Annotated in this window: 22 protein-coding genes and 1 pseudogene; 9 read left to right on the top strand and 14 right to left on the bottom strand. The window is 68.8% G+C overall.

The genetic code is table 11. The features are described 5' to 3' along the window. Genes AAFN86_RS28085 through AAFN86_RS28075 form a run of 3 tightly spaced genes read left to right on the top strand, consistent with a single transcriptional unit; the run spans nt 1 to nt 3,508 of the window. A complete protein-coding gene (locus tag AAFN86_RS28085; RefSeq protein WP_347546933.1) occupies nt 1-1,365 on the top strand; it encodes a di-heme oxidoredictase family protein in 1,365 nt (454 codons plus the stop codon). Further along, complete coding sequence (locus AAFN86_RS28080; RefSeq protein WP_347546932.1) at nt 1,365-2,432, top strand: imelysin family protein; 1,068 nt, start codon at nt 1,365-1,367, stop codon at nt 2,430-2,432. Before AAFN86_RS28085 ends, AAFN86_RS28080 begins: the two co-directional genes overlap by 1 nt. Then, complete coding sequence (locus AAFN86_RS28075) at nt 2,432-3,508, top strand: DUF1513 domain-containing protein (protein ID WP_347546931.1); 1,077 nt, start codon at nt 2,432-2,434, stop codon at nt 3,506-3,508. The genes AAFN86_RS28080 and AAFN86_RS28075 overlap by 1 nt, the downstream gene beginning before the upstream one ends. 350 nt (nt 3,509-3,858) lie before the next feature. Here the strand turns inward: AAFN86_RS28075 and AAFN86_RS28070 are convergent, their stop codons facing one another. Further along, entirely contained in the window at nt 3,859-5,289 is a 1,431-nt protein-coding gene (locus AAFN86_RS28070; protein ID WP_347546930.1) for an amidase family protein, read from the bottom strand. Nucleotides 5,290-5,420: 131 nt separating this feature from the next. On the opposite strand from AAFN86_RS28070, the gene AAFN86_RS28065 reads away from it, so the two are divergent. Together AAFN86_RS28065 and AAFN86_RS28060 are read left to right on the top strand one after the other, a co-directional pair. Next, the gene (locus AAFN86_RS28065; protein ID WP_347546929.1) at nt 5,421-6,821 is read left to right on the top strand and encodes a M20/M25/M40 family metallo-hydrolase; all 1,401 of its coding nucleotides are present in this window, start codon (nt 5,421-5,423) and stop codon (nt 6,819-6,821) included. After that, nucleotides 6,818-8,035, top strand: coding sequence for an MFS transporter (locus AAFN86_RS28060; protein ID WP_347546928.1), 1,218 nt, complete (start codon nt 6,818-6,820; stop codon nt 8,033-8,035). Before AAFN86_RS28065 ends, AAFN86_RS28060 begins: the two co-directional genes overlap by 4 nt. Before the next feature lie 299 nt (nt 8,036-8,334). On the opposite strand, the gene AAFN86_RS28055 is transcribed toward AAFN86_RS28060, so the two are convergent. From AAFN86_RS28055 to AAFN86_RS28010, 10 genes are all read right to left on the bottom strand, one after another. Beyond that, a complete protein-coding gene (locus AAFN86_RS28055) occupies nt 8,335-9,309 on the bottom strand; it encodes a dipeptide ABC transporter ATP-binding protein (protein WP_347546927.1) in 975 nt (324 codons plus the stop codon). Continuing rightward, complete coding sequence (locus AAFN86_RS28050) at nt 9,306-10,295, bottom strand: ABC transporter ATP-binding protein (RefSeq protein WP_347546926.1); 990 nt, start codon at nt 10,293-10,295, stop codon at nt 9,306-9,308. Before AAFN86_RS28050 ends, AAFN86_RS28055 begins: the two co-directional genes overlap by 4 nt. Continuing rightward, nucleotides 10,292-11,218 carry an ABC transporter permease gene (locus AAFN86_RS28045; protein ID WP_347546925.1) on the bottom strand — a complete coding sequence of 309 codons (927 nt, stop codon included), beginning with the start codon at nt 11,216-11,218 and terminating at the stop codon, nt 10,292-10,294. Before AAFN86_RS28045 ends, AAFN86_RS28050 begins: the two co-directional genes overlap by 4 nt. Next, nucleotides 11,184-12,143, bottom strand: a complete 960-nt coding sequence (locus tag AAFN86_RS28040) for an ABC transporter permease (protein WP_347546924.1) — start codon at nt 12,141-12,143, stop codon at nt 11,184-11,186. The genes AAFN86_RS28045 and AAFN86_RS28040 overlap by 35 nt, the downstream gene beginning before the upstream one ends. Nucleotides 12,144-12,153: 10 nt before the next feature. Continuing rightward, nucleotides 12,154-13,950 carry a peptide ABC transporter substrate-binding protein gene (locus tag AAFN86_RS28035; protein WP_347546923.1) on the bottom strand — a complete coding sequence of 599 codons (1,797 nt, stop codon included), beginning with the start codon at nt 13,948-13,950 and terminating at the stop codon, nt 12,154-12,156. A gap of 138 nt (nt 13,951-14,088) precedes the next feature. Further along, nucleotides 14,089-15,285 (bottom strand): M20 aminoacylase family protein, encoded by a 1,197-nt coding sequence (locus AAFN86_RS28030; RefSeq protein ID WP_347546922.1) that lies wholly within the window; start codon nt 15,283-15,285, stop codon nt 14,089-14,091. After that, nucleotides 15,282-16,280, bottom strand: coding sequence for an oligopeptide/dipeptide ABC transporter ATP-binding protein (locus tag AAFN86_RS28025; RefSeq protein WP_347546921.1), 999 nt, complete (start codon nt 16,278-16,280; stop codon nt 15,282-15,284). Before AAFN86_RS28025 ends, AAFN86_RS28030 begins: the two co-directional genes overlap by 4 nt. Further along, a complete protein-coding gene (locus AAFN86_RS28020) occupies nt 16,277-17,248 on the bottom strand; it encodes an ABC transporter ATP-binding protein (protein ID WP_347546920.1) in 972 nt (323 codons plus the stop codon). The genes AAFN86_RS28025 and AAFN86_RS28020 overlap by 4 nt, the downstream gene beginning before the upstream one ends. Continuing rightward, complete coding sequence (locus AAFN86_RS28015) at nt 17,245-18,105, bottom strand: ABC transporter permease (RefSeq protein ID WP_347546919.1); 861 nt, start codon at nt 18,103-18,105, stop codon at nt 17,245-17,247. Before AAFN86_RS28015 ends, AAFN86_RS28020 begins: the two co-directional genes overlap by 4 nt. Further along, nucleotides 18,102-19,079 (bottom strand): ABC transporter permease, encoded by a 978-nt coding sequence (locus tag AAFN86_RS28010; RefSeq protein WP_347546918.1) that lies wholly within the window; start codon nt 19,077-19,079, stop codon nt 18,102-18,104. The genes AAFN86_RS28015 and AAFN86_RS28010 overlap by 4 nt, the downstream gene beginning before the upstream one ends. Before the next feature lie 177 nt (nt 19,080-19,256). On the opposite strand from AAFN86_RS28010, the gene AAFN86_RS28005 reads away from it, so the two are divergent. Then, complete coding sequence (locus AAFN86_RS28005; protein WP_347546917.1) at nt 19,257-20,849, top strand: ABC transporter substrate-binding protein; 1,593 nt, start codon at nt 19,257-19,259, stop codon at nt 20,847-20,849. Continuing rightward, nucleotides 20,846-21,550: a creatininase family protein gene (locus tag AAFN86_RS28000; protein ID WP_347546916.1), complete on the top strand. Its 705-nt coding sequence runs from the start codon at nt 20,846-20,848 to the stop codon at nt 21,548-21,550. Before AAFN86_RS28005 ends, AAFN86_RS28000 begins: the two co-directional genes overlap by 4 nt. Before the next feature lie 3 nt (nt 21,551-21,553). Here the strand turns inward: AAFN86_RS28000 and AAFN86_RS27995 are convergent, their stop codons facing one another. Next, nucleotides 21,554-23,038, bottom strand: coding sequence for an ABC transporter substrate-binding protein (locus AAFN86_RS27995; RefSeq protein WP_347546915.1), 1,485 nt, complete (start codon nt 23,036-23,038; stop codon nt 21,554-21,556). Nucleotides 23,039-23,161: 123 nt separating this feature from the next. On the opposite strand from AAFN86_RS27995, the gene AAFN86_RS27990 reads away from it, so the two are divergent. Beyond that, entirely contained in the window at nt 23,162-23,773 is a 612-nt protein-coding gene (locus AAFN86_RS27990; protein ID WP_347546914.1) for a hypothetical protein, read from the top strand. Nucleotides 23,774-23,843: 70 nt separating this feature from the next. Continuing rightward, the gene (locus tag AAFN86_RS27985; RefSeq protein WP_347546913.1) at nt 23,844-24,284 is read left to right on the top strand and encodes a DUF3429 domain-containing protein; all 441 of its coding nucleotides are present in this window, start codon (nt 23,844-23,846) and stop codon (nt 24,282-24,284) included. Here the strand turns inward: AAFN86_RS27985 and AAFN86_RS27980 are convergent. Together AAFN86_RS27980 and AAFN86_RS27975 are read right to left on the bottom strand one after the other, a co-directional pair. Beyond that, nucleotides 24,268-24,834 carry a DUF308 domain-containing protein gene (locus AAFN86_RS27980; RefSeq protein ID WP_347546912.1) on the bottom strand — a complete coding sequence of 189 codons (567 nt, stop codon included), beginning with the start codon at nt 24,832-24,834 and terminating at the stop codon, nt 24,268-24,270. The two genes, AAFN86_RS27985 and AAFN86_RS27980, sit on opposite strands and share 17 nt — an antisense overlap. A gap of 273 nt (nt 24,835-25,107) precedes the next feature. Further along, nucleotides 25,108-25,309: pseudogene (locus AAFN86_RS27975) on the bottom strand (D-galactarate dehydratase); the annotation flags it as partial.

The following is a 25,309-nucleotide window of genomic DNA, read 5'->3' as shown; positions in this document are numbered from 1 at the left end:
ATGCGCCGCGTAGTGCTGCTGGCCGGCGCCGTCCTCCTGACCGGCGCCCTTTCCGCGCAGGATGGGCCGGAGCCGGCGGAATTGCTGCCGGGCAGTGCCGCCACCGTCCATGTCGCGCGTGATGCGCGTGCTTTCTCGCTCTCCTCGGCGACGCTGCCCTTCGACCGACAACTCGATTTCCGCGTCGGCGACGGCGTGTTCCGCAAGCTCTGGGTGTCGGCCCCCTCCTCGACGACCAACTCGGACGGGCTCGGGCCGCTCTACAATGCGCGGGGCTGCCAGTCCTGCCATCTGCGCGACGGGCGGGGCCGACCGCCGGAAGCGGGAGAGGCGGCGTCCTCCCTGCTGGTGCGGATCGGTGCGGCAGATGGGTCGCCGGACCCGGTCTATGGCGGGCAATTGCAGACCTTCGGCATCCAGGGCCATCCGGCCGAGGGACGCGTTCACCCGGATTGGACCGAGGAGGAGGTGGCGCTCGCCGGCGGCGAGGTCGCGCATCTGCGCCGCCCGCATTGGCGCATCGACAGCTGGGGCTATGGCGACCCGATGCAGGGCCTTCGGCTTTCCGCCCGCAGCGCGCCGCCGATGATCGGCCTCGGCCTGCTGGAGGCTATCCCCGAGGCCGAGATTGTCGCCGGCGCCGACCCCGACGACCGCAACCATGACGGCATCCGCGGCCGCGCCGCTTTCGTGCCGAGCGCCTTCCTCGGCCGCGCCGCCCTCGGTCGCTTCGGTTGGAAGGCGCTGGCGCCGACCATGGAAGACCAGATCGCCGATGCCTTCCGCGCCGATATGGGCCTGTCCACCACGCTGCATCCCGAAGGCTTCGGCGAATGCACCGCGGCCCAGGTCACCTGCAGGGGTGCACCCACGGGTGGCGAGCCCGAGGTCGATCCGCGCCTGTTCGACCTGACCGTCTTCTACGCGCGCAACCTCGGCGTGCCGGCGCGCACTGCGCCGTCGCCGCAGGTGCTGCGCGGCCGGACCATCTTCCGCGAGACCGGCTGCTCGTCCTGCCACCGCCCGTCCTTCACCACCGGCCAGGTGCCCGGGCGGCCGGAGCATTCCGCCCAGCGCATCTGGCCCTATACCGACATGCTGCTGCACGACATGGGCGACGGCCTCGCCGATGATCGTGCCGAGGGCGCCGCGACCGGCCGCGAGTGGCGCACCCCGCCGCTGTGGGGGCTCGGCTTCACCCGCGTCGTCAGCGGCCATACGCAGCTCCTGCATGACGGCCGCGCACGCAACGCGCTGGAGGCGATCCTCTGGCATGGCGGGGAAGCCCAGGCGGCGCGCAACCGTGTGGTCGGCCTGCCGCCCGCCGATCGCGCCGCCCTCCTCGCCTTCCTGGACAGCCTGTGATGCCGACACGTCGCCTGCTTCTCGCCGCCCTGCTCATCGCGCCTGCCGCCGCGCGCGCCCAAGCCGTGGAGGCGACGCAGCGCGCCGCGATCCGCCGTGCCGTGGCGCGGCACATCATCCCCGGTTTCACCGCCTTCGCCGAGACAGCACAGGGTTTCGCCGCCGCGACCGACGCCGTGCGCGCCGCCCCCACGCAGCCCGAGCCAGCGCGTCGCGCCTGGGCCGCGACCTCCCTCGCCTTCCAGCGCATCCGCCATCTGCGCTTCGGGCCGCTTGACGAGTTCGACCGCGGCTTCCGCATCGACTTCTTCCCCGACACCCGCAACAGCATCGGCCGCGAGATGGCCGAACTGCTGCGCGCCGCCGATCCCGCCCAGGTCACGCCCGATGCCTTTCGCAGCGGCCGCGTCGCCGCGCAGGGGCTGCCGGCATCCGAACGCCTGCTGTTCGGCGACGAGGCATCGAAGCTCGCCGCATCGGACCAGCCGTTCCGTCGCGTCCTGCTGGCCGCCATCGGTGCAAACCTCGCCGGCATGGGCAGCGACATGCTGCAGGAATGGACGCGCAGCGAACGCCCCTATGGTGCGCTGCTCGAAGGCACGCCGGATGGCGGCTATGCCTCGACCCAGGATGGCATGGTGACGCTGTTCAAGAACGTCGTGGGCGGGCTGGAATTCCTCGCTGAACGCCAGGTCGCCCGCGTGCTCGGCCCGTCCCTGCGCGAAGCCTTCCCACGCCGGGCAGAGGCCCGGCGCAGCGGGGAATCCCTCGCTCTGCTGCGCGCCTCGCTCGCGGCGCAGCAGGAGTTCTGGATGGTGACCTTCGCCCCCATGCTCACCGCGGCGGATGTGGCGCTGGCGCGGCAGGTGGCCGATCTCTATGCGCAATCCGTCGCTGCGGCCGCGCGTATCGCGCCGTCGCTCGAAGTGGCGGTGACGCGCACCGATGGCCGCACCGCGGTCGAAGCCCTGCTGCGCCCGCTCGGCACGCTCCGCCGTCTGTTGGCTGAGCGCGTCGCCGCCGCGATCGGGCTTCCGCTTGGCTTCAATTCGATGGATGGCGATTGATGACGACCCTCGGACGCCGCGCCGTCTTCGGACTTATCGGTTTCGCCGCCGCCGCGCCCGCCGCTGCCGATGTACCGAGCTATCTCTCGGCCGCGGCGGACGAGGAAGGGCGGTGGCGCGCCGTGGCCTTCGCGCTGGATGGCACGCCGCGCTTCGACATCCCGCTGCCCGCGCGCGGCCATGGCGCCGCGGTTTCCCCCGATGGCGAGCTTGCCGTGCTGTTCGCGCGCCGGCCCGGCAGCTTCGCGCAGGTTCTGCACCCGGCCGAAGGGCGCGTCGGCGCAACCATTTCCCGCGCCACGGAGCGGTGGTTCTGCGGCCATGGCTGCTTCTCGGCCGATGGCGCGCTGCTCTATGCCACCGAACTGGACGACGCCGGGGATGGTGTCGTCGGCGTCTATGCGGTGCGGCGCGGCTTCACGCGGATGGGTGAATTCCCTACCGACGGCGCGGATCCGCACGACATCCGCCTGACCCCGGATGGGCGCGCCTTGTGGGTCGCCAATGGCGGCATCCGCACCGATCCGAGCGTACCCCGCGTGCGGCTCGACCTTGAGAGCTTCGAGAGCGGTATCGTGCTGCTCGATGCCGCCAGCGGTGCGCTGCTGTCCCGGCGCGCGCTGGGTGGTGACGACGCACTGTCCCTGCGGCATCTGGCGCTCGATGCGACAGGGGCGCTCTACGTCGCCATGCAGCATGAAGGGCCACGTTTCGAACGCCCGCCGCTGATCGCCGCGACGACCGTGGATGGGGTGGCCGCGTTGGACGCGGGGGATGAGCTTTGGCGCGGGCTCAACCACTACACCGGCAGCGCGGCGGCCGGGCAGGACGGCGAGGTCATCGCGGTGACCAGCCCACGTGGCGGGCGCGGCGTGTTGATCGCGGCACGTTCGCGCCGCGTCCTGACATCCTTCGCCATGCCGGATGGCTGCGGCGTGGCGGCCACGCCGGGTGGCTTCGTGGTGACCTCGGGTCTCGGCCGTGTGGCGCTGGTGGGGGACTCAGCGCCGCCGAGGGACGTTGCGGCGGCCTGGCTGGGGCGAATGCGCTGGGATAACCATCTCGTCGGGCTGTAGGGGCGGGACGCCGCCTTTTTCAGGACGATGCCGCCATGGGGAGCCGGGGAGCGGCGTTACTCTTCTCCAGTTCGCACCCGACCAAAGGCCCTTGGGGCTTTGGAAGCCGTCGTCCCGTGTTGGGCAGGGCAGGCGCTTCGCGAGGCCATGGATGCGCTGAGCCCCCCGTTTCCCGAATCCCTTGGGGATGTCGTGCCGGCAACACGCTGCGTATGGTCGGCGGGCCAGGCGAACCCAACACCCATTCCCCGCGGTCCAGGGGGCCGTCGCCCCCTGGCGGGGTGAGGCTTGGAGAGGGGCAGCGCCCCTCTCCAATCACGAGCGCGCCGCGCAACACCCGCAGACCGACTTCAACCCGCCGCCCCCCCGCGTGGCGCAATCGGCGTCGGCATCGGGCAGGCCGCCTCGATCACCTCCGCCGCATCCAGCGCCAGGTCCTCGCGCCAGCGCGCGGCCATGATCTGCACGCCCATGGGCAGCCCGTCCGCGAGGCCCGTCGGCACCGACACGCCAGGAAGGCCAAGCAGCGGCGCCGCCAGCATTGGCGCCTGGGCGCGGAACACGCTGTCGAAGGCCTGCGTTCCCTGAAGGTCCAGCCCCTGAGGGAAGGGCGGCTCCAGCGATACCGGCAGCAGCAGGATCGGATGGTCCGCCAGGAACGCCGCCCATGCGCGCTGCCGTGCCGTGCGCCGCGCCGCCGTCGCGGCCCAGGCCGCGAGGCTGAGTTCCGGCGCGCGCGCCATCATCGCGGCGAAGGTCTGCTGGGCGCCCTCATCGCCCAGCTTCGCGAAGCCATCGGCGAGGGCGATGCGACCTTCGGTGCGGCTGAAGGCTTCCCAATCCTCGACCGTGCCGGGGAAGTCAGGCGGCGAGACTTGTTCGACCACATATCCGGCCGCGGCGAGAATCCGCCCGGCATGTTCCGCAGCCTCCCGCACGGCCGGATGCACGCCGCCGCCCATCGGGTCGGGACACAGCGCGACGCGGATCGGCCGCGGCCGCGGCGCGCCGGTCAATGGTGCCGGCATCCACCACGGATCGCGCGCATCGCCCTGCGCCATGACGGACAGGGCCAGCCGCAGGTCCCGCACGCTGCGCGCCAGCGGCCCCTGCGCCGACATCAACTGCGCCGAGATCGGCCGTTCCGCCGCTGCGGTCGGGTTGTAGGCCGGGATGCGGCCGAAGGACGGCCGGATGCCCGCCACGCCGCAGGCATAGGCCGGATACCGCACCGACCCGCCGAGGTCGTTGCCGTGCGCGATCGGCCCGATGCCGGCAGCGACCGCCGCCGCCGCGCCGCCCGACGACCCGCCCGGCGTATGCTCCGCGCTCCAGGGGTTCAACGTGCGGCCATGCAGGTCGTTCTCGGTGAACCAGCGCATCGACAGCGCCGGCGTGTTGGTGCGGCCGAACAGGATGGCGCCGGCACGGCGCAGATTGCCGACGACGGCGCTGTCCTCCTTCGCCACCAATGAGGCAAGCGGCACGCAGCCATTGCTGGTCGCGACGCCCTTCTGGTCGACATTGATCTTGGTGCTGACCGGCACGCCGTGCAGTGGACCAAGCGCATCCCCGCGCGCGAGCGCGGTATCCGCCGCATTGGCCGCGGCGAGCGCTTCCTCGCCCAGCACCTCGACCACTGCGTTGATCGCGGGATTCACCTCGGCGCAACGGGCCAGGACGGATTGTGTCGCCTCGCGCGCCGAGATCGCGCGCAGGCGAATGGCGCGCGCCATGTCGGTGGCATCCCAGCGCCAGGGTTCGGGCGGGAGGTTCTGCATGGGTGGTCCTGAGTCCTTCGGGGGCGTCGCGGCCAGCCTATCGCGGCGTCGTGCGGCGAAGAAACCCCGGGGCGGGCTTCCGCCCCCGCGCCCGCGGTGCGAGGCTCCGCCCGGGCAGCAGGAGCATCGACATGGCCGGAACACGCGAAGGCGCAATCGCAGCGGCGCAGGGGCTGTACGATGACGGCACCTACCTCGCCCATCTGCGGCGCCTGGTGGCGGTGCCGACGGAAAGCCAGATGCCCGACCGCCTGCCCGACCTGCACCGCTACTGCGCCGAGGTGCTGCCCGGCGTGATGGACGGCATGGGCTTCGAGATCCGCCTGCTGGAGAACCCTAATGCCGGCCGTGGTCCGGTCATGCTCGCCAGCCGGATCGAGGACCCCGCGCTGCCGACCGTGCTGGTCTATGGCCATGGCGATGTGGTGCGCGGCCTCGCCGGGAAGTGGACCGATGGCCGCGACCCCTGGGCGGTCACCGAGGCCGGTGACCTGTGGTACGGCCGCGGCACGGTGGACAACAAGGGCCAGCACCTGATCGCCATCGAGGCGCTGCGCGCCGTCATCGCCGAGCGCGGCAGCCTCGGCTTCAACGCGAAGGTCTTCGTCGAGACGGGCGAGGAGGTCGGCTCCCCCGGCCTGCGCGGCTTGATGCAGCGCGACCGCGACCTGCTGAAGGCGGATGTCTTCATCGGCCTGGACGGCCCACGCCAGACCACCTTCATGCCCGAGCTGAAACTCGGTGCGCGCGGTGGCGTCGCCTTCGACCTGGTGGTGCAGTTGCGCAAGAATGCGGCCCATTCCGGCCATTGGGGCGGCGTGCTGCCTGATCCCGGCTTCATCCTGGCGCATGCGATGGCCAGCATCGTCACGCCGCAGGGGCGCATCCGCGTGAAGGGCTGGCTGCCGCAGAGCGTGCCCGAGAGCGTGCTGAAGGCGAGCCGCGAGATCGTCTTCGAGGATATCCCCGGCCTGCCCGAAGCCGACCCGGATTGGGGCGAGCCCGGCCTGTCGAAATCGGAGAAGATCTTCGCCTGGACTTCCGTGATCGTGCTGGCGCAGATCACCGGCCACCCGGATGCGCCGACAAACGCGGTGCAAGGCGAATCCCGCGCCCGGCTTCAGGTGCGCCACACCGTCGATGTGCCGGGCGAGGCCATCATTCCGGCGCTGCGCGCGCATCTCGACGCCGAGGGCTTCCCGATGGTGCAGGTGATCCCGGTGATGGAACGCGACATGTTCGGCGCATCTCGCACCGATCCGGCCGATCCCTGGGTGGGCATGGTCGCCGGTTCCATGGCGCGCACCGCGAACCGAGCGCCCAACGTCATTCCGAATTCCTCCGGGTCGAACCCGTCGAACATCTTCATGGAGGAACTCGGCGTGCCGGTACTGTGGGTGCCGAATTCCTATGCCGGCTGCAACCAGCACGGGCCGGACGAGCACGCGCTCGCACCGCTGTTGCGCGAGGGCCTTGGACTGATGGCTGGCATCTGGTGGGATATTGGGGCGGGCGCGGCGCCGCGCCGGTGAACCTCCGCCCATCGCGCCAGGCCTGGCTGGTTGTTGCCGGCGGCTTTGTCGCCTTCACCGTCAGCGCCAGCCTGATGCACGCCTACACCGTGTTCCTGCTGGCCTTCATCGCCGATTTCGCCTGGACGCGCGCGGAAGCGAGCCTCGCCTATTCCGTCGGCCAGGTAGTCGGTGGTGTGTCCTCCCCGCTGGTGGGCGGGTTGGTGGACCGGCTGGGCGCGATGCGCATGGTACTGCTCGGCGGCTGCCTGCTGACGCTCGGCCTTGTCGGCAGCGCGATGGCGACGTCGCTGTGGCAGATGGTGTTCCTCTATGGTTTCGTGATGACGTTCGGCGCGGGCTGCATCGGCATGGTGGTCTTCGTGCCGCTGGTTTCGCGACTGTTCGTGGAACGGCGCGGCCTCGCCATCTCCATCCTGCAATCGGCGAATGGGTCTGGCCGCGCCGTCTCGGCCCCCGTTGCACAGTTGCTGATCGACGCGCATGGCTGGCGCGGCGCCTACTGGATCCAGGCAGGGGTGATGGCGGTGCTGGTGGTGCCGCTCGCCCTGATGTTCCGCCGCGCCGAATCCGCCCTACCGGCGCCGGCGGCGGACAAGGCCGTCGCCAACGTGACAGCGGCGCGCGACTGGACGCTGACGGCGGCGATGCGCACGCGGCATTTCTGGTTGTTGTTCCTGGTCTACGCGCTGACCAGCATCGGGTCGTTCCTCGTCTCCCTGCACCAGATCGCCTTCGCGGTCGGTGTGGGATTCGATCCGCTCTATGCCGCCTTCGTGCTCGGTACCGGCGCGCTGCTGGCGCTGCCAGGCGTGATCATCACCGGCAGCATCTCCGACGTGATCGGGCGGGAGAAGGCGGCGATCACGACCTACATCATCTCGATGATCGGATCGGGCGCGGCGCTGCTGATCCATTCGGGCGACCAGCATGTGATGCTGTGGGTGCATGCCTGCTTCTTCGGAATCACCTGGGGCGCGCGCGGCCCGGCGATCACGGCGAAGACGGCGGACCTATTCGGCGGGAAGCGGCTCGGCACCATCCTCGGCGTGATCACCGTGGGGTCGGGGCTCGGTGCCGGCATCGGGGCCTGGGCGGCCGGGTTGCTGTTCGACCTGACCGGCACCTATCGGCTCGCCTTCTGGCTGTCGATGGCATCGTATGGCCTGGGCGCGATGTTCTTCTGGTCCCTGCGCAAGCCGGTGGCGCGCTGAGGCCAGCATATACCGACAGGCTTGGCCCTGGTCTCCGAGGGGGCCTTGCCCCTCTCGGGCTCACCCCACCAAAGGCCAAAGGCCTTTGGAAACCTTCACCGAGTATCGGGCACGACGGCCAGGATCCATGCCGAAACCCGCATTGGCGCAGATATGGCACTTGAAGGGGCAGCGCACCTTTTCCGCCCGGCGCCAAAAGACGGCATTCCAAAGGCCCCCTGGCCTTTGGCGGGGTGGAAATGGAGGGGCGGCGCCCCACCAATTCCACCGCCGCAGGTCATCGTGCAAAACCGCCGGTCTCAGTCACGCTTGTGGCAGGACACCCAATGTCCCGGCCGTGTCTCCCGCAGCGGCGGCGCGACCTCCCGGCACATGCCGGTATCGGCGATCGGGCAGCGCGTGTGGAAATGGCAGCCGGTCGGCGGATTCAGCGGGGATGGCACATCGCCCTGCAGGCGGATGCGTTCGCGCTTGATCGTGGGGTCCGGGATCGGCACCGCGGACAGCAGCGCCTCGGTATAGGGATGCAGCGGCGTGGTGTAGAGCTCGCGCGACGACGCGATCTCGACGATGCGCCCGAGATACATCACCGCCACGCGGTCGGAGATGTGTTCTACCACCGACAGGTCATGCGCGATGAACAGGAAGGTGAGACCGAACTTCTCCTGCAGATCCTCCAGCAGGTTCACCACCTGCGCCTGGATCGATACGTCGAGCGCGGAGACCGGCTCATCGCAGATCACCAGCTTGGGTGAGACGGCGAGCGCGCGCGCGATCCCGATCCGCTGGCGCTGCCCGCCTGAGAACTCATGCGGGAATCGCCGCATGTGGTCGGCATTCAGCCCGACCGTCTCCAGCAATTCGACGACGCGTTCCTCCCGTTCCCGTGCGGTCTTGGCGAGACCGTGGATGATCAGCGCCTCCGCGACGATGTCGCGCACCGTCATGCGTGGGTTCAGCGAGGCGAAAGGGTCCTGGAAGATGATCTGCATGTCGCGCCGCAGCGCGATCATCTGCTGTTCCGTCAGGCCGGTGATGTCCTGCCCGTCGAACCACACCTGGCCCGAGGTCGGCTCGATCAGCCGCAGGATCAGCCGCCCGGTGGTGGATTTCCCGCAGCCGGATTCGCCCACCAACCCCAGCGTCTCGCCCGCCGCCAGGTCGAAGGACACGCCGGAGACGGCGTGCACCTCCGCCACCGTGCGGCGCAGGATGCCGCCCTTCACCGCGAAGCGCTTCACCAGATCCTGCACGCGCAGCAAGGGTTCGGTCATGCGGCGATGCTCTCGGCGTGGATGCAGGCGACCTTGTGGCCTGCGGTCACCTCGCGCAGCGGCGGTTCGGCCGCGCGGCATTCCTCGGTGGCGTGGCGGCAGCGCGCGGCGAAGCGGCAGCCGATCGGCGGGTTGAGCAGCGAGGGTACCGACCCCGGGATCGCCTCCAGCCGGTGGTGATGCGTCGCCGCGAGATCGAGGCGCGGGATCGAACGGATCAGACCTTGCGTATAGGGATGCCGCGGCGTCGCGAACAGCGCGTTGACCGGCGCTTCCTCCACCACCTTGCCGGCATACATGACGATGACGCGCTGCGCCGTTTCAGCCACCACGCCCATCGCATGGGTGATCAGCAGCACGGCCATGCCCAGCCGCTGCTTCATCTCGTTCAGAAGGTCGAGGATCTGCGCCTGGATGGTGACGTCGAGCGCCGTGGTCGGTTCATCCGCGATCACCAGCTTCGGGTTGCAGGACAGCGCCATGGCGATCATCACGCGCTGGCGCATCCCACCCGAGAACTGGTGCGGATAATCATGCACGCGCCGCGATGCGTTCGGGATGTGCACCAGGGACAGCATCTCCGCCGCGCGATCCAGCGCGCCGCGGCGCGACAGGCCTTCATGCTGGCGCACCGCCTCGGCGATCTGTTCGCCCACTGTGTAGACCGGGTTCAGGGAGGTCATCGGCTCCTGGAAGATGAAGCCGATCTCCTTGGCCCGGATGGCGCGCATCACCGCGGGTGGTTCCGGCACCAGGTCGCGGCCCTGCCAATGGATGCTGCCGGCGACGATCTTGCCTGGCGGCATGTCGATCAGCTTCAGCACCGTCTTCGCCGTGACCGTCTTGCCGCAGCCGGATTCGCCGACGATGGACACGGTCTCGCCGCGACCCACGCCGATATCGACGCCGTCCACCGCGCGCACCCAGCCATCATCGGTGCGGAAATGGACCTTGAGGCCGCTGATCTCGAGCAGGCGACCGGTCACTGCACGCGCCTCGGGTCCAGCGCGTCGCGCAACCCGTCGCCGACGAAGTTGATGCTGACCACCGTCAGGAAGATCGCAAGTCCGGGGAACAACGCCCAATGCGGTGCGAAGTCGAGGTTGTCCTTGGCATCGAACAACAGCCGTCCCCAGGTCGGGATATCCGGCGGGAAGCCCAGGCCGAGGAAGGACAGCGTGCTCTCGGCAATGATCGCGGAGGCGACATCGATGGTCGCCGCCACGATCACCGGCCCCAGCGCATTGGGCAGGATGTGGCGGACGATCAGCCGTATGCGCGACGCACCCAGCGCCCGCGCCGCCTCGACGAATTCCTTCTCGCGCAGGGAGAAGAACTGCGCGCGCACCAGCCGGGCCACCGGCATCCAGTTGAAGCTGCCGATCACGCTGACCACCAGGATGAAGACGCCCATCTCCAGCCCCACCACGTCGGTGAGCGTCTGGCGGAACAGGTAGATGATCAGCAGCAACAGCGGCAGCTGCGGCAGCGACAGGAACAGGTCGGTCACCCACATCAGGGCCGCGTCGAGCTTGCCGCCCGCCATGCCCGCCACGCTGCCGATGAACACACCGAGCGTGACGGCAACCGCCATGGCCGTGAAGCCGACCGCGAGCGAGATCCGACCGCCATAGAGAATGCGCGCCAGCAGATCCTGCCCGAGGTCGTCGGTGCCGAGCGGATGCTCCCAGGACGGCCCCTGCAGCCGCGCGGAGAAATCGATCTCGTCGATCGGCACCTGCCACAGCAGCGGCCCGAACAGCACGCTGAGGATCAGCGTCGCCAGCACCGCCGCGCTGACCACGGCCAGCCTGTGCTTGCGGAAGCGCCGCCAGGCCTCCTGCCACGGGCCGATCTGCGGCCGCGCGGCGGGGCTAGCGATAGCTGATGCGGGGATCGAGCCAGCCATACAGGATATCCGCCACCAGGTTGAAGAAGATCACGAGGCACGCAAATACGAAGGTCACCGCCATGATCACCGGCGTGTCATTCGCCAGGATGGCGGTGATCAGCAGGGACCCGACGCCGGGCACGCGGAAGATCTGCTCGGTCACGATGGCGCCGCCGAACACCGCAGGCATCTGCAGCGCCACCAGCGTCACCACCGGGATCATTGCGTTGCGCACGACATGGCGGATGGTCACGCGCCCTTCGGGCAGCCCCTTGGCGCGCGCGGTGGTCACATGGTCCAACCGTATGACATCCAGCACCGCAGAACGGACGTAGCGTGTCCATGCCGCGCCCTGGAACAGGCCGAGCACCATGATCGGCATGATCGACTGCCGGAACTGCGCCCACCACCACGCCAGGCCTGTCTGCGGAAGTTGCGTCTGATACACGAAGGGCAGCCAGCCCAGCGTGATGGAGAACAGCAGGATCATCAGCAACCCGGTGAAGAAGGTGGGCAGCGAGAAGCCGATGAAGGCGAGCGTATTGGCGACCTGGTCGAACAGCGAGTACGGCCGCGTCGCGGCAAAGACGCCGACCGGCAGCGCGATGCACAGGGCGACGATCTGCGACAGGCCGATCACCGCGATGGTGGTCGGCAGCCGTTGCAGGATCAACTGGTCCACCGGGATGCGGCTGACGAAGGAATACCCCCATTCGCCGCGCAGCATCGATGTCAGCCACGCGATGTAGCGGACATGCACGGGGTCATCGAGCCCGAGGCTTGCGCGCAGATGCGCGCGGACATCAGGCGGGATGGCCGGGTTCGTCGCCAGTTCCTCGAACGGATCACCCGGTGCCAGCGCGAGCACTGTGAACAGGATGATGCTGATCCCGAGCAGGCTCGGGATCGCGATCAGCAGGCGACGGATCAGATACTGGGTCACGCGCGGCCCGTCAGGCGTCGCGCCACCAGTCGCTCAGCAGCCATGTGGTGCCATCCCACGCGCTCAACACCGGATGCAGCGTGTTCAGGCTGGCGCTCACCGTCGGCCGCTTTACCAGCGGGATGATGTGGTTGCTGCCGACGACCAGGTCGTTCATGCGGATGAACAGCGCCGCGCGCTTCACCGGGTCGAGCTCGCCCTGCGATTCGCGGAAGATGCGGTCGTATTCCTCATTGCGCCAGCGGACGATGTTGCGCCCCTGCCAGTTGTTGGCCTTGGAGGATACCTCCCACGACACGTACTGGTTCATGAACCGCTCGGGATCGGCCTGCGGCATGGTCGTGGTGTACATCTGCATGTCGGCGTAGAGCTTGGTGTAGGTGTCGGGATTGGCGACATCCGACGAGAAGAACACCGAGGCGGTGACCGACTTCAGCTCAAGGTCGATACCCGCGCGCTGCGCGGCCTGCTTGTAGACCGCCTGGGTCCGCTGGCGCGGCGCGTTGACCGAGGTCTGGAACACGAACTTCAGCCGCACGCCGTCCTTCGCGCGGATGCCGTCGCGCCCGCGTGCCCAGCCGGCACGATCGAGCAGCTCGTTCGCCTTCTGGATGCTGAATTCCCAGCGCATGTTGGGCGACACGAAGCGCGGCGGGTTGTTCAGGAAATTCGCCGTCGCCGGGCCACCGCGGCCGTAGATGAACTGTTCGAGCGCGTTGCGGTCGATCAGCAGCGCCATCGCCTGGCGCACCGCGGGGTCGCGGAAGGCCGGGTGTTCGGTCTTGATGGAAGACCGCTCGCCATCGACTTCCTGGTTGGGATCGGTGGCGTTGAGCTGCACGAATTCGATGCCGCCCCCATCGACGATGTTGACCTTGCCGCGGCCAGCCGTCTCGAGCCGCTTCAGGATCTCGTCCTCGACCTGCATGTTCCAGGCATAGTCGAAGTCGCCGGTCTGCAGCACCGCCCGCGCAGCCGAGACCGCATCGCCGCCGCCCTTGATCTCGAGCGTGTCGAAATAGGGCTTGGTATTCTCATAGTAGTTGGTGTTCAGCTCGGCCCGCAGATTGTCGCCTGGCGCGAAGGAGACGAACTTGTAGGCGCTGGTGCCGACCGGGCGCAGGTTGGTCGGCGCGTCGCGCGCATTGGCACCCGCGTAATCCTTGAAAAGGTGCTTGGGGATGATCCCGCCCACCGCCGCCACGAAGGCATCCGCCCAGAACGGCGTCGGCTGGGCGAATTCCACCCGCACCGCATGATCGTCCACCTTGACGACATTGACATCGCGATACGAACCGGACGTCACCGCCGCCACGGCGGGGTTCTTCGCATATTCCCAGTTGAAGACCACGTCATCGGCCGAGAAATCCTGCCCGTCGTGCCACTTCACGCCGCGCCTGAGCTTCCAGGTGACGGAACGCCCATCGGCAGCCAGGCCGCCATTCTCGATCGAGGGGATCTCGGCGGCGAGGACCGGATGCAGCGTGCCATCCGTCGCCCAGCCGGCAAGCGGTTCGTAGAAGACGCGGCTGGCATCCTGGTTGGTCGTGCCGGATCCGAAATGCGGGTTCAGCAGCGTCGCCGCCTGCCAATACAGGATCTTCAACGCGCCGCCGCCGCCGCGCCGGGTCGGGCGATAGGCCGGGACGGATTGTGCTGCAGCCGGAGCGACGCCCGTGATCGCAAGCAACTGCGTCGCCATCGGCGCGGTGATGCCAAGCGCGGCCATCCGCTTCACGAAGCCGCGGCGTGACAGCGTGCCGCGCTGCACGCGGCCGATCATCTGGCGCAGATCGTCTTCTTGCATTCCATGTCTCCCAGGCTGTGCCACGCGATGATCGGCCGGTCCTCCCTGGGGCCCGGTGCCATCACAGTTCCGGCAATCTCTGAAAACGCTACATGATGGCAGGCGCCGTCACTATCGGATTTTTGCGTCCATCACGCCCTATGCGCCGGCCCTGCCCATTTCCTGCTCGACCACGCTTACCCAATAGGCGACGCCAAGCGGAATGATCGCATCGTTGAAATCGTAATGCGGCGTGTGCACCTCGGGTGACATGCCATCCGGGCCCTTGCCGGCGCCAAGAAACATGAAGGCGCCCGGCCGAGCCTCGAGCATGAGGGCGAAATCCTCCGCACCGGTGATCGGCGGAATCACCGCCACGGCGCTGTCCGCCACCAGGGCGCGGGCCGCAGCGCGTGCCACCTCCGTCTGCTCCTCATGGTTCACCAGCGCCGGTGCGCCGCGCCGGTATTCCGCCTCCGCCGTGCAGCCATAGGATGCGGCCAGCCCGTGGGCGAGTTCGAGGATACGCTTCTCCAGCGTGTCGCGCACGGCGGGCATGTAGCTGCGTGCCGTACCGGTGATGGTGATCGCGGATGGCATCACATTGGGCGATACCGGCGACCCACCCTGGATCGAACCCACGCTGAGCACGGCCGCCTCGATCGCCGGCACGTTGCGTCCGACGATGGTCTGGAGCGCGAGCACGAAATGCGCCTGCACCACCGTCACGTCCGTGGCGAGGTGCGGCGAGGACCCACCATGTCCGCCGGTGCCCTTGAAGGTCACGATGAAACGGTCCGATGCCGCGAGCGCCGGGCCCGGGCGGATGCCGAAGACGCCCTGTGGGATCGTCGGTGCATTGTGCAGTCCGTAGACGGCATCGCACGGGAAGCGTTCGAACAGACCGTCGGCGATCATCGCCTTCGCGCCGCCGCGGCCTTCCTCGGCGGGCTGGAAGATCAGATGCACCGTGCCGGCGAAGTCGCGGTGCTGCGCAAGCCAGCGCGCGGCACCCAGCAGCATGGTGGTGTGCCCGTCATGCCCGCAGGCATGCATCACGCCGGCGTTCGTCGAGGCATAGGATGCGCCGGTCTGCTCGGTGATCTGCAGCGCGTCCATGTCGGCGCGCAGCCCGATCACCCGCTGGCCCGGCCGCGAGCCCCTGATGGTTCCGACCACGCCGAGCTTCCCCACGCCTTCCGTCACCTCAATGCCAAGCGCACGCAGTTCCTTCGCAACGAGCGCGGCGGTGCGCGTCTCCTCCATTCCAAGTTCGGGATGCGCGTGGATGTCCTGGCGGATGGCGGCGAGGTCCGGCAACCAGGCCGTCACGCCCTCGATGACTGGATTGGTCATGGGATGGTCCCTTCCTCGGCATGATGGCAGGCGACGGCGGTGCCGTCCGCGCCGTGGCGAAGCTCAGGCCGCTCGCGCCGGCACAGGTCGGTGGCGCGTGGGCATCGCGGATGAAACGCGCAGCCGGCGGGCGGCGCAAGCGGGGAAGGCAGCTCACCGGCAATCGGGCGAAAGGTCACCGCCACATCGTCGATGCGCAGCCTGGGCACGCTGTCGAGCAGCGCCTGCGTATAGGGATGTCGCGGCGCGCCATAGACGCGCGAGGCGGACCCGATCTCGACGATGCGGCCAAGATACATGATGGCAACGCGGTGCGAGACATGCCGCACGACGGAAAGGTCGTGCGAGATGAACAGGCAGGTCAAGCCCAGCGCCTCGCGCAGTTCCAGGAACAGGTTCAGGATCTGCGCCTGGATCGAAACGTCGAGCGATGCGACCGGCTCGTCGCAGACAAGGATATCCGGCTGCATCGCCAGGGCACGCGCGATGGCCACGCGCTGCCGCTGCCCGCCGGAGAATTGGTGCGGGAACCGCATGGCGACGGCCGGATCCAATCCGACCCGCGACAGCCATTCCGCCGCGAAGGTCAGCGCGCCGGCGCGCGCGACCAACCCGTGCGCCACCGGACCTTCGCTGATCGTCTCTCCGATGCGCCGCCGTGGATTGAGCGAGGCGAAGGGATCCTGGAACACCGTCTGGATGCGCGTGGTGGTCTTGTGCCGCCCGCGCATCACCGGCTGGCCTTCGACGCTGACAACTCCGCCACTCGGCGGCAGGATGCCCGCGACCATGCGCCCCAGCGTTGATTTGCCGCAGCCGGATTCGCCGACCAGCCCCAGCGTTTCCCCCTTCCGGATGGCGAAGGAGACATCGGTCACCGCGCGCACGGGACGCGTTTCCACCCTCGCACCGAAGGCTGCGGCGATGCGATCCCCGATCGACAGATGCGGGTCGAAGCGGCGGGTCAGCGCCTCGGCGACGACAACGGCGCTCATGCCGCCACCTCGATCGGATGGTGGCAGAGCGCGAGGCGCCCGGGCATGCGCATCTCGGGCGGCGGCGCGGCGCAGACTTCGTTCGCGCGCGGACAGCGCGGCGCGAAGGGGCAGCCGGCCGGCAGCGCGAGCAGCGATGGCGCCGTGCCCGGGATCTGCCGCAGGCGCTGGCCGGGCGCGGCCATGGCCGGCAGGCTGTCGAGCAACCCGCGCGTATAGGGATGCAGCGGTGCGCCGAGCACCGCGCCCACCGGCCCGCTCTCGACGATGCGGCCGGCATACATGACCAGCACGCGGTCGGCGATCGAGGACACGGTCGCGAGGTCATGGCTGATCCATATCAGCGCCGTGCCGGTCTCCGCCGCCAGGGCCTTCACCTCATGGAGGATCTGTGCCTGGATCGAGACGTCGAGCGCCGTCGTCGGTTCATCCGCCACGATCAGATCGGGGCCATGCAGCAACGCCATCGCGATGGCGACGCGCTGGCGCATGCCGCCGGAGAATTCATGCGGATAGGCGCCGATGCGCCGCGCCGCGTCCGGAATGCCGACCCGCGCCAGCACCGCGGCTGCGCGATCGACCGCCGCGCGCGTCGACACACGTTCATGGGCCTGCACCGCGAGCGCCATCTGCGCGCCGATGGTCAGCACCGGGTTGAGCGTCGCCTGCGGATCCTGGAAGACCATCGCAATTCGCCGCCCGCGCAGCGCGCGCATCGCCTCCGCCGGCAGCCCGACGAGATCGCGCCCATCGAACAGGATCGACCCGCCGGCGATGCGCCCCGGCGGATCCACCAGGCCGAGCAGGGAGAAGCCCGTCACCGACTTGCCTGACCCGCTTTCACCGACCAGGCCGAGGATCTCGCCCGCCTCGAGGTCGAAGGACACGCCATCCACCGCCCGCGCTACACCCGCGCGGGTATGGAAGTGCGTGCGCAGGTCGCGCACGGTGAGCAGCGGCGCGGTCACCGGCGAAGCCTAGGGTTCGTCTGGTCGCGCAGCTGGTCGCCGACCAGGTTGATCGCCACCACCAGCACGATCAGCGCGACACCTGGATAGACCGAGATCCAGGTCCGCCCGCTCATCATGTACTGGAAGCCATTGGCGATCAGCATGCCCAGCGACGGCTCGGTCGGCGGCAGGCCGAGACCGAGGAAGGACAGCGTTGCCTCCAGCGAGATCGCATTCGCCACCTGCACGGTGGCGACGACGATCAGCGGCGGCAGCACGTTCGGCAGCACATGGCGGAACACGATGCGGCCGGTGGACAGTGGCGTGGCGGCCGCTGCCTCGACATAGTCCTTGCGTCGCTCGGCACTCGCCGCGCCGTAGGCTGTGCGCGCGAAATAGGCGTATTGCGCGGCGACCAGCGCGATCACGAGCTGCGTCTTGCCCTGGCCGAGCACGGCGACCAGAACCAGTGCCAGCAGGATCGCCGGAAAGGACAGCTGCAGGTCGACAACGCGCATGATCGCGGTCTCAATCCATCCCCCAGCTTGTGCAGCGAGGATCCCGAGAGTGGCACCCGTCGTCAGCGCCACCAGCCCCGCGGCAAGGCCCATCTGCAACGAGATGCGGAGCCCATACAGGATGGCCGAGAGCAGATCGCGTCCCTGCGCATCCGTGCCGAGCCAATGCACATAGCCGTTCGACCCCACGAAGCCCGGCGGCCGCCGCGCATCCATCAGGTCGAGGCTGGCGAGGTCATAGGGGTCCTGCGGCGCGAACCACGGCGCCAGCAACGCCGCCGCGAGGATGGCAATGACCACCAGCAGCGCCGCCAGCGCCGCCCGGTTCTCGGCATATTCGCGCCAGAAGGCGTTCATGCGGCTGCCCCGCCGCGCCGCAGCCGCGGGTCCAGCAAGGCGTAGGACAGGTCGACCGCCAGGTTGATCAGCACGAACAGGAACGCCACCAGGACCAGGTAGGCAACCATCACCGGCCGGTCCAATGAGGTGATCGAATCGATGATCAACTTGCCCACCCCAGGCCAGGAGAAGATGGTCTCCGTCACCACCGCGAAGGCCAGCGTCGATCCAAGTTCCAGCCCGAAGACGGTGACGATTGGGATGGCGATCAGCCGCAGCACATGGCGGCGCAGGATGGTGCGGTCGGGCAGGCCGGCCGCGCGGGCGAACTTCACCGTGTCGGTCAGCATGATCTCCCGCGTGCCGGCGCGCGACAGGCGGATCATCATGGCCAGCTTGAATAGGGACAGGTTCAGCGCCGGCAGCACCAGAAATGACAGCCCTTCCAGCGTCAGGAAGGACCAGCCGACGCCGAACAGGTCGATGGTCGGCCCGCGATTGCCCGCCGGCAGCCAGTCGAGATTGACCGCGAAGGTCAGGATCAGGATCAGCCCAACCCAGAAGGTCGGCACCGAGAAGCCCAGCACCGAAACTGCCATGATCGCCCGCGACACCGGGGAGTTCGGACGATATCCCGCATAGATGCCGAGTGGCACGCCCAGCAGCGTGCCGATCAGCACGGCGGCCAGCGCCAGTTCCAGCGTCGCCGGCAGCCGCGACAGGATCAGGTCCAGCACGGGCATGCCGAACACGAAGGAATTGCCGAAATCCCCCCGCAGCAGCCGCCCCAGGAAGGCGAGGTATTGCTGCCACAGCGGCAGGTCCAGCCCGAGATGGCGGATCGCCTGGGCCCGGATGTCCTGCGTCGCGTCGGGGGAGATCAGCACGTCGATCGGATTGCCGATGGCATAGACGCCGGCAAACACCAGCGCCGACATCGCCAGCATGACGAGCGCGGATTGCAGCAGGCGTTGGATGATATGGCCGAGCATTCCGCCGAATATCGGCCAGTGGCCCGACGGCGCAAGGCATTCTTCGTGCAGGGAGCGCCCTGATGCCAGTGCCCAAGGGCCGACGATCCAATAGGCGCCTGGGCAAGAATGGTTCCACGTTCGGGGGAACCGATCTAGCATCCGCGGCAGGATGCTTCCCTCCGGAGACAAGACAACATGCGCAGCGCCATCCGTAGCCTTGCCTTCGCCTCCGTGGCCACCGGCGCCCTGCTTGCCGGCCCCGCCGCCGCCCAGACGCTGACGATGGGCGTCATCGCAGGCCCCGAAAGCATCGATCCGCACTACACCGCCACCGGCACCCATGCCGAATCGCTGGCGCATGTCTTCGACACCCTGACCCGCTCTGGCGACCGACTGCAGATCGAACCCGGCCTGGCGGAGTCCTGGCGCGTGGTGGACCCGAACACCTGGGAATTCCGCTTGCGCCAGGGCGTGAAGTTCCATGATGGGTCGGACATGACGGCGGAGGACGTCGCTGCATCGATCCGGCGCATGCAGACCCTGACCGGCCCCAACCCCACCAGCATCTATGTCCGTCGCGTGCGGGAAGTGCAGGTGGTCGACCCGCACACGCTGCGCGTCGTCACCGACGGCCCGGCACCGACGCTACCCAACGACTTCATCCGCCTGTTCGTCGTCTCGGCCCGTGCCACCGCCGGGCTGACGCCGGAAACCTCCAACGAGGCCTTCAATTCCGGCCGTGTCGCCATCGGCACGGGTCCCTATCGCTTCGGGTCCTGGACGCCGCGGGAACAATTCACGGTCGAGCGCAACGATACCTATTGGGGCGCCCGTCCCGCCTGGGCGCGGCATGTCCGGCGCGAGATCTCAAACCCCGCTGCCCGCGTCGCGCAGCTCCGCACCGGCCAGGTGGACATGATCGTCCGCGTCCCGGCGGCCGACGTGCCCACGCTCGAACGCGACCGCACGCTGTCCGTGGTGAAGGCGGAGACTGTCTATGTCTTCAACCTCGCGCTGGACCAGCGGGAGACGACGCCGCAGGTCACCGCCCGCGACGGCTCGCGTCTGCCCGCCAACCCCTATCGCGACGCGCGGGTGCGGGAGGCGATCGACCTCGCCATCGACCGCCGCGCCCTGGCCGAAGTCGCCATGGAGGGCATGGGCACGCCGCAGGCGCAGATGGTCACGCCCGGCATCTTCGGCTTCAACCCGGCCATCCAGCTGCCCACGCCGAACGTCGCGCGCGCCCGGCAATTGCTGACCGAAGCCGGCTATCCGAACGGCTTCCGCATGGTGCTGAACTTCACCAACAACCGCCTGCCCGGCGACAACGGCGTCGGCACCTCGATGGCGCAGATGCTCGCCCGCATCGGCATCGAGGTGCAGGCCGCCGGCCAGCCCGCCGCCGTGATCTTCCCCGCCCGCGCGCGCGGCGAACTCTCCAACATCATGGCCGGCTGGGGCACCCTGACCGGCGAGGCGAACTACTACTACGCAGCCAACGCACATACGAACAACCGCGAGCTGCGCCTCGGCGCATTCAACTGGAACGGCTTCTCCAACCCGGAGATCGACCGGCTGATCCAGGCCGCCAATGTCGAGCTGGACGACAGGAAGCGCGAGGAACTGCTCCAGCAGGTCGGCGCCTTGTTCACGGCGCAGCGCGTGGTGATCCCGATCGCAGCGGTGGGTTCCGCCTGGGCGATGCGGCGCGACCGCGCAACCCTGCGCGTGGGGCGCTCCGATGAGGAAACCTACGCCTGGGACGTGACGCCGGCCGCACGGTGAGGATCGCCGACAGCAACTGGCAGGATATCGAGGCGTATCTGACGCGCGACGACCGGTGCGTGCTGCCCTTCGGCAGCACGGAACAGCATGCGCGGCTGTCGCTGTGTGTCGATGCCATCCTGGCGGAGCGCGTGGCGGTGGAGGCGGCGGAACCGCTCGGCGTGCCGGTCTATCCGGCGATGCCTTTCGGTCTGGCGCCGTATTTTGCAGCCTTCCCGGGTTCCGTCAGCCTGCGGGTCGAAACCCTGCTCGCCGTGGCGCGCGACCTGATCGCGTCCGTGACGCGCTCGGGTTTCCGGCGCATCCTGATCGTCAACGGGCATGGCGGGAATGCGCCGGTGGGCGCGCTCGCGCAGGAAGTGATGGCCGAGGACCCGTCCCTGTCGATCAAATTCCACAATTGGTGGAACGCGCCGCGCACCTGGGCGGTGGCGACGCAGGACGACACCACCGGCAGCCACGGCAATTGGCTGGAGAACTTCCCCTGGACGCGGCTTGCGCATGCGCCCGCGCAGGCCGGGACGAAGCCCGCGGTGGACATGGCACTGATGAAGGCGAGCGGGCCTGACGCCGTGCGGGCGATGCTCGGCGATGGCAGCTTCGGCGGCGCCTGGCAGAAGCCGGACGCCGTCATGGCGCGCCTGTGGACCGAAGGTGTCGCCGAGACGCGTGCCGCGCTGGAAGGCCCCTGGCCGGGCTGAACACTACGGCGCGCGGATGCCGGCGAAGCGGATGATGCCGTCCGGGTTCGGCTCGAACCCCACGACGCCGGCGCGCAGACCCCAGAACCAGCGGTGATGGTACAGGAACAGATGCGGCCGGTCGGCCATCCAGGCCTGCGCGGCACGATGATAATGCGCCTGGCGCTCGGCCGTGTCGGTGCTGCGCCGCCCGGCGGCGAAGGCAGTGTCCACTACGGGGTTCGCATAGCGGCCCCAGTTCAGGAAGCCGTCGCTCGCCAGCCAGATCGCCACATTGCCATGCGGGTCCGGCCGGCCCGACCAGATGGCGATGGCGGCGTCATAGTCGCCGCGCTGGGTGGCAGCGACCATGGCGCTCGCTTCCAACACCTCGATCCGGACATCGAAGCCGCCTTCCGCCGCCATCGCCTGGATGATCTGCGCGACCTGTGATTCCACAGGGCTGTTCGGCACCTTCAGCGTGAAGGCGAAGCGCTCATGGCCCGCCTGGCGCAGCAAGGCGCTGGCGCGAGCCGGGTCGCGCGGCGGCGGCACCAGATCGGCGAAGTGATACGCCGTGCCGGGCGCCTCCGGCTGGTTGGACGGCACCAGCAGCCCTTCCAGCGCCACCTGATTGATCACCGCCCGGTCGATGCTGCGTTCCAGCGCCTCCCGCACCAGCGGGTCGCGCAACGCGCCGGCGGCGGTGTTGATGGACATGGTCTGGTACGCAAGGGCGGTCGCTTCCACCACGCGCAGCCGCCGGTCGCGCCGCGCATCGGCGACGTCCGAAGGCGACAGCCGCTCGATGATGTCGAGCTTACCGGCGCGCAGGTTCAGCAGGCGCACCGTGTTGTCGGGGATCGGCAGGAACACCAGGCGTTCCACATGGATGTTCGCGGCGTTCCAATGACCGGGGAAACGTTCCATCTCGATGCGGTCCTGCGGCACCCGGCGCGTCAGGCGGAAGGGGCCGGAGCAGACCGGCTCGTCGCGGATGCGCTCGCCAAGCCGCGCCAGCGCCGTGGGCGACATGATCATCCCGCCGCGATCGGCCAGCACCGACAGTAGCGGCGCGAAGGGTTCCGACAGGCGGATCACCACGGTGCGCGGGTCCGGAGCCTCGATGGCGCTGATCTGCGCCAGCTCGCTGCGCCGGCGCGATTCGCGGGCAGTGCGATAGCGTTCGAGGTTGACCCGCACCGCCTCGGCATCAAGCGGCGTGCCGTCATGGAAGCGCGCATCGTCGCGCAGGGTCAGGGTCAGCGAGAGGCCATCGGGCGCCCAGGCCCAGCGCGTCGCCAGTTCCGGCCGGTAGGCGAGGTCCGGCCCAGTGTCGATCAGCTTGTCGCACAGCGCCGAGAAGACGACACGCTCGACGAAGGACCCGCTGACCGCCGGATCGAGCACATTGGGGTCCGATCCGATCCCGATGCGCAGCGTCTGCGCCCCCGTCTGGGCCGAGATCGACAGCAGAAGTACCGAGGCCATGGCGGCAAGCGCACGCATGCGGGGCATCCCATCCTGACGCCGGATCATCCCCGCCGCGCCCGGGCGCCGCAAGCCGCAGCGGTTGCCGCGCCCGGCCGGACGGGGCAGGGTCGCTGCAAACTAGGCATGAGGGAAGCGTCCATGGCCGATACAATCCTGTTCCCCGGCACCGTCGAATGGTCGGGCGAGAACCCCGGCATCTCCCTGAAGGAGGATCCGGCTGGTCTTTTCACGACCCTCGCCTCCTTCTTCCGGGTCGTGCTGTCCCCGCATGGGCGCGGCCATGCGCTGGTGCTGCTGCTGTCGCCCGCCGAGGAGGCGCCGCCAGCCGATCGCGCCAATATCTGCTTCACGGACAATGAGCCGCTCGCGCGCTGGCTGGTGGCCGAATACGTCTCCCATTTCGGCGCATGGCGCGGGCTGCCGGGGCTGAAGGGGCTGCAATACCGCGGGCTCGACAGCGTGCAGTCCACCGGCGACGCCATCACCTCCTACAGCGAGACGGTGCGCGCGGGGGATACGACCGTGGCGCTGACCTGGTCGGGGCTCGGCAAGCCGTTCTGCTTCGCGCTCACGCCGCCGAATTCGGCGACCGGCAGGCACCACATGCCATCCCTGTTCGTCGGCTGCGAGAAGGCGGTCGTCACGGTGAACGGGCGGGTCCGCCCCGGCGCGCCCTTGCCGCGTGACATTGCCGGACAGCGCATCTCGACCGCCATGCTCGCCTTTTCGGAGACCTGGATCCGCGCCTGATTTTCGCTTGGCAGGCGCGCCCGGCTCGCGCAGATGAGAGCAAGGGGGTACCCGCATGAGCGAATCGACCGTGCCGCGCGCTGCCTGGTGGCTTGGCCTGACCGGTATGCTGCCGAACGTTGCGGCGCTCGCCGTCATGCTGGCCTGGCCGGAGGCGCAAGGCTTTGCCGCCCACGCGGCCCTGGTCTTCAGCGCCATGGTCGCCAGCTTCGTGGGCGGGACCTGGTGGGGCCTCGCCGCCCTGCGAGCGAGCCCCGGCGAGCTTTCGCGTTTTCTGCAACTCGCCATCATGCCTGCATTGACCGCCTGGCTCGCGGTGCTGGTGCAGCCGGCGACAGGCTTCGCAATCCTGGCGATGCTGTTCGCCGTGTTGCCCCCCACCGACCGCCGGTTGCAGGCGGCTGGCGTCACGCCGGGCTGGTGGCTGGCCCAGCGCCGCCCGCTTTCCTATGCCATGGCGGTTCTGCAGGTGGTCACGTCGTTGGTGCTGTTCCTCAACCCTGCTGATTGAGGCGCTTCAGGCGGAAGCCGAGGGCCACCAGCACCGCACCCATCACGATCGCTTCAAGCGCAATGATCCAGGCAATGGCGATGAGTCCTTCGCCAGGCCTGGTCAGCAGAATGGCGCCGAACAGCACGGTGACCGCGCCGAGCACGCCAAGCAGCACATCCGACACGCGAAAGGCGAGTACGATTCGCCCGACACCGATCGCGACCGCAAACCCCCCGGCGAACAGGACAAAGACGAAGACCGACAGGCCCGGCGCCAGCAGCAGGGCCGCGGCGGCGGCCAGCGACAGCAGGCCGTCGATCCAGGTCCAGGCACCGTGCTGCCCTTTGCCGGCGATCGCCTGCCAGATCGTCGCGCCGCCCTCCACCGCCATCCAAGCCGCCAGGAAGGCCAGCAGCACGAAGATACTAAGCCCTGGGTTCATGAAGGTCAGGACACCGAACAGAATAGCCGCAGCGCCACGCAGCACGAACGCCCACCAGTGCCGGGCCATGGCGCGCAGGATCGCGACGTGACCATGGCCGGGAAGGCCGTGTACGGCATCTGTCATCGGTTCGGGCTCCTCGCGCGGGATGGCGAGCCAGCATGACTCGGAACGTCACGCCCGTCATGCCTTGTGACCACGGCGTTATGGATGGCCTGGATTCTGGGCTTGGCGGGGTTTGAAGGGAGTGTACAGGCCACGTGACCTGCCCCCTGAATTGACGCCACGTTTCGACAGGGTCCGGCACGGACGAATGAGGCGCAGCAGGTCCATCGATGGGCAAATCATCGGGATCGCGGCCAGCACGGCGCTCCGAGGTGCGAAGCGCCGTACAACAGGTCACGCGCTCTCGTAAAGCCGCGTCAGGCTGTATTCCCGGTGGCCGAGGATCTCGGCCGCCGTGTGCTGCCCATCCGCGGTGCGGATGATGCAGTCGAGCAGCGCCTCGCCGGCCTCGTCCATGTTCATCTGCTTCTGCAGTAGCCCGGTCACGTCCACATCGACGTGCTCGGACATGGTGCGCATGGTGCGCGGATTGGCC

It is taken from the genome of Roseomonas sp. CAU 1739, assembly GCF_039839775.1.
Lineage (GTDB): Bacteria > Pseudomonadota > Alphaproteobacteria > Acetobacterales > Acetobacteraceae > Neoroseomonas.
Note: the sequence above shows the minus strand (reverse complement) of the source record. Positions and strands in the feature narration are given on the sequence as shown.

What these genes read in the sequence shown, in the direction of transcription:
- AAFN86_RS28010 (WP_347546918.1), bottom strand. Translation starts at nt 19,079, where the DNA reads ATGCTCGGCCATATCATCCAACGCCTGCTGCAATCCGCGCTCGTCATG.
- AAFN86_RS28070 (WP_347546930.1), bottom strand. Translation starts at nt 5,289, where the DNA reads ATGCAGAACCTCCCGCCCGAACCCTGGCGCTGGGATGCCACCGACATG.
- AAFN86_RS28065 (WP_347546929.1), top strand. Translation starts at nt 5,421, where the DNA reads ATGGCCGGAACACGCGAAGGCGCAATCGCAGCGGCGCAGGGGCTGTAC.
- AAFN86_RS27990 (WP_347546914.1), top strand. Translation starts at nt 23,162, where the DNA reads ATGGCCGATACAATCCTGTTCCCCGGCACCGTCGAATGGTCGGGCGAG.
- AAFN86_RS28075 (WP_347546931.1), top strand. Translation starts at nt 2,432, where the DNA reads ATGACGACCCTCGGACGCCGCGCCGTCTTCGGACTTATCGGTTTCGCC.
- AAFN86_RS28085 (WP_347546933.1), top strand. Translation starts at nt 1, where the DNA reads ATGCGCCGCGTAGTGCTGCTGGCCGGCGCCGTCCTCCTGACCGGCGCC.
- AAFN86_RS27995 (WP_347546915.1), bottom strand. Translation starts at nt 23,038, where the DNA reads ATGCGTGCGCTTGCCGCCATGGCCTCGGTACTTCTGCTGTCGATCTCG.
- AAFN86_RS28015 (WP_347546919.1), bottom strand. Translation starts at nt 18,105, where the DNA reads ATGAACGCCTTCTGGCGCGAATATGCCGAGAACCGGGCGGCGCTGGCG.
- AAFN86_RS27980 (WP_347546912.1), bottom strand. Translation starts at nt 24,834, where the DNA reads ATGACAGATGCCGTACACGGCCTTCCCGGCCATGGTCACGTCGCGATC.
- AAFN86_RS28080 (WP_347546932.1), top strand. Translation starts at nt 1,365, where the DNA reads ATGCCGACACGTCGCCTGCTTCTCGCCGCCCTGCTCATCGCGCCTGCC.
- AAFN86_RS28045 (WP_347546925.1), bottom strand. Translation starts at nt 11,218, where the DNA reads ATGGCTGGCTCGATCCCCGCATCAGCTATCGCTAGCCCCGCCGCGCGG.
- AAFN86_RS28035 (WP_347546923.1), bottom strand. Translation starts at nt 13,950, where the DNA reads ATGCAAGAAGACGATCTGCGCCAGATGATCGGCCGCGTGCAGCGCGGC.
- AAFN86_RS28005 (WP_347546917.1), top strand. Translation starts at nt 19,257, where the DNA reads ATGCGCAGCGCCATCCGTAGCCTTGCCTTCGCCTCCGTGGCCACCGGC.
- AAFN86_RS28055 (WP_347546927.1), bottom strand. Translation starts at nt 9,309, where the DNA reads ATGACCGAACCCTTGCTGCGCGTGCAGGATCTGGTGAAGCGCTTCGCG.
- AAFN86_RS28030 (WP_347546922.1), bottom strand. Translation starts at nt 15,285, where the DNA reads ATGACCAATCCAGTCATCGAGGGCGTGACGGCCTGGTTGCCGGACCTC.
- AAFN86_RS28025 (WP_347546921.1), bottom strand. Translation starts at nt 16,280, where the DNA reads ATGAGCGCCGTTGTCGTCGCCGAGGCGCTGACCCGCCGCTTCGACCCG.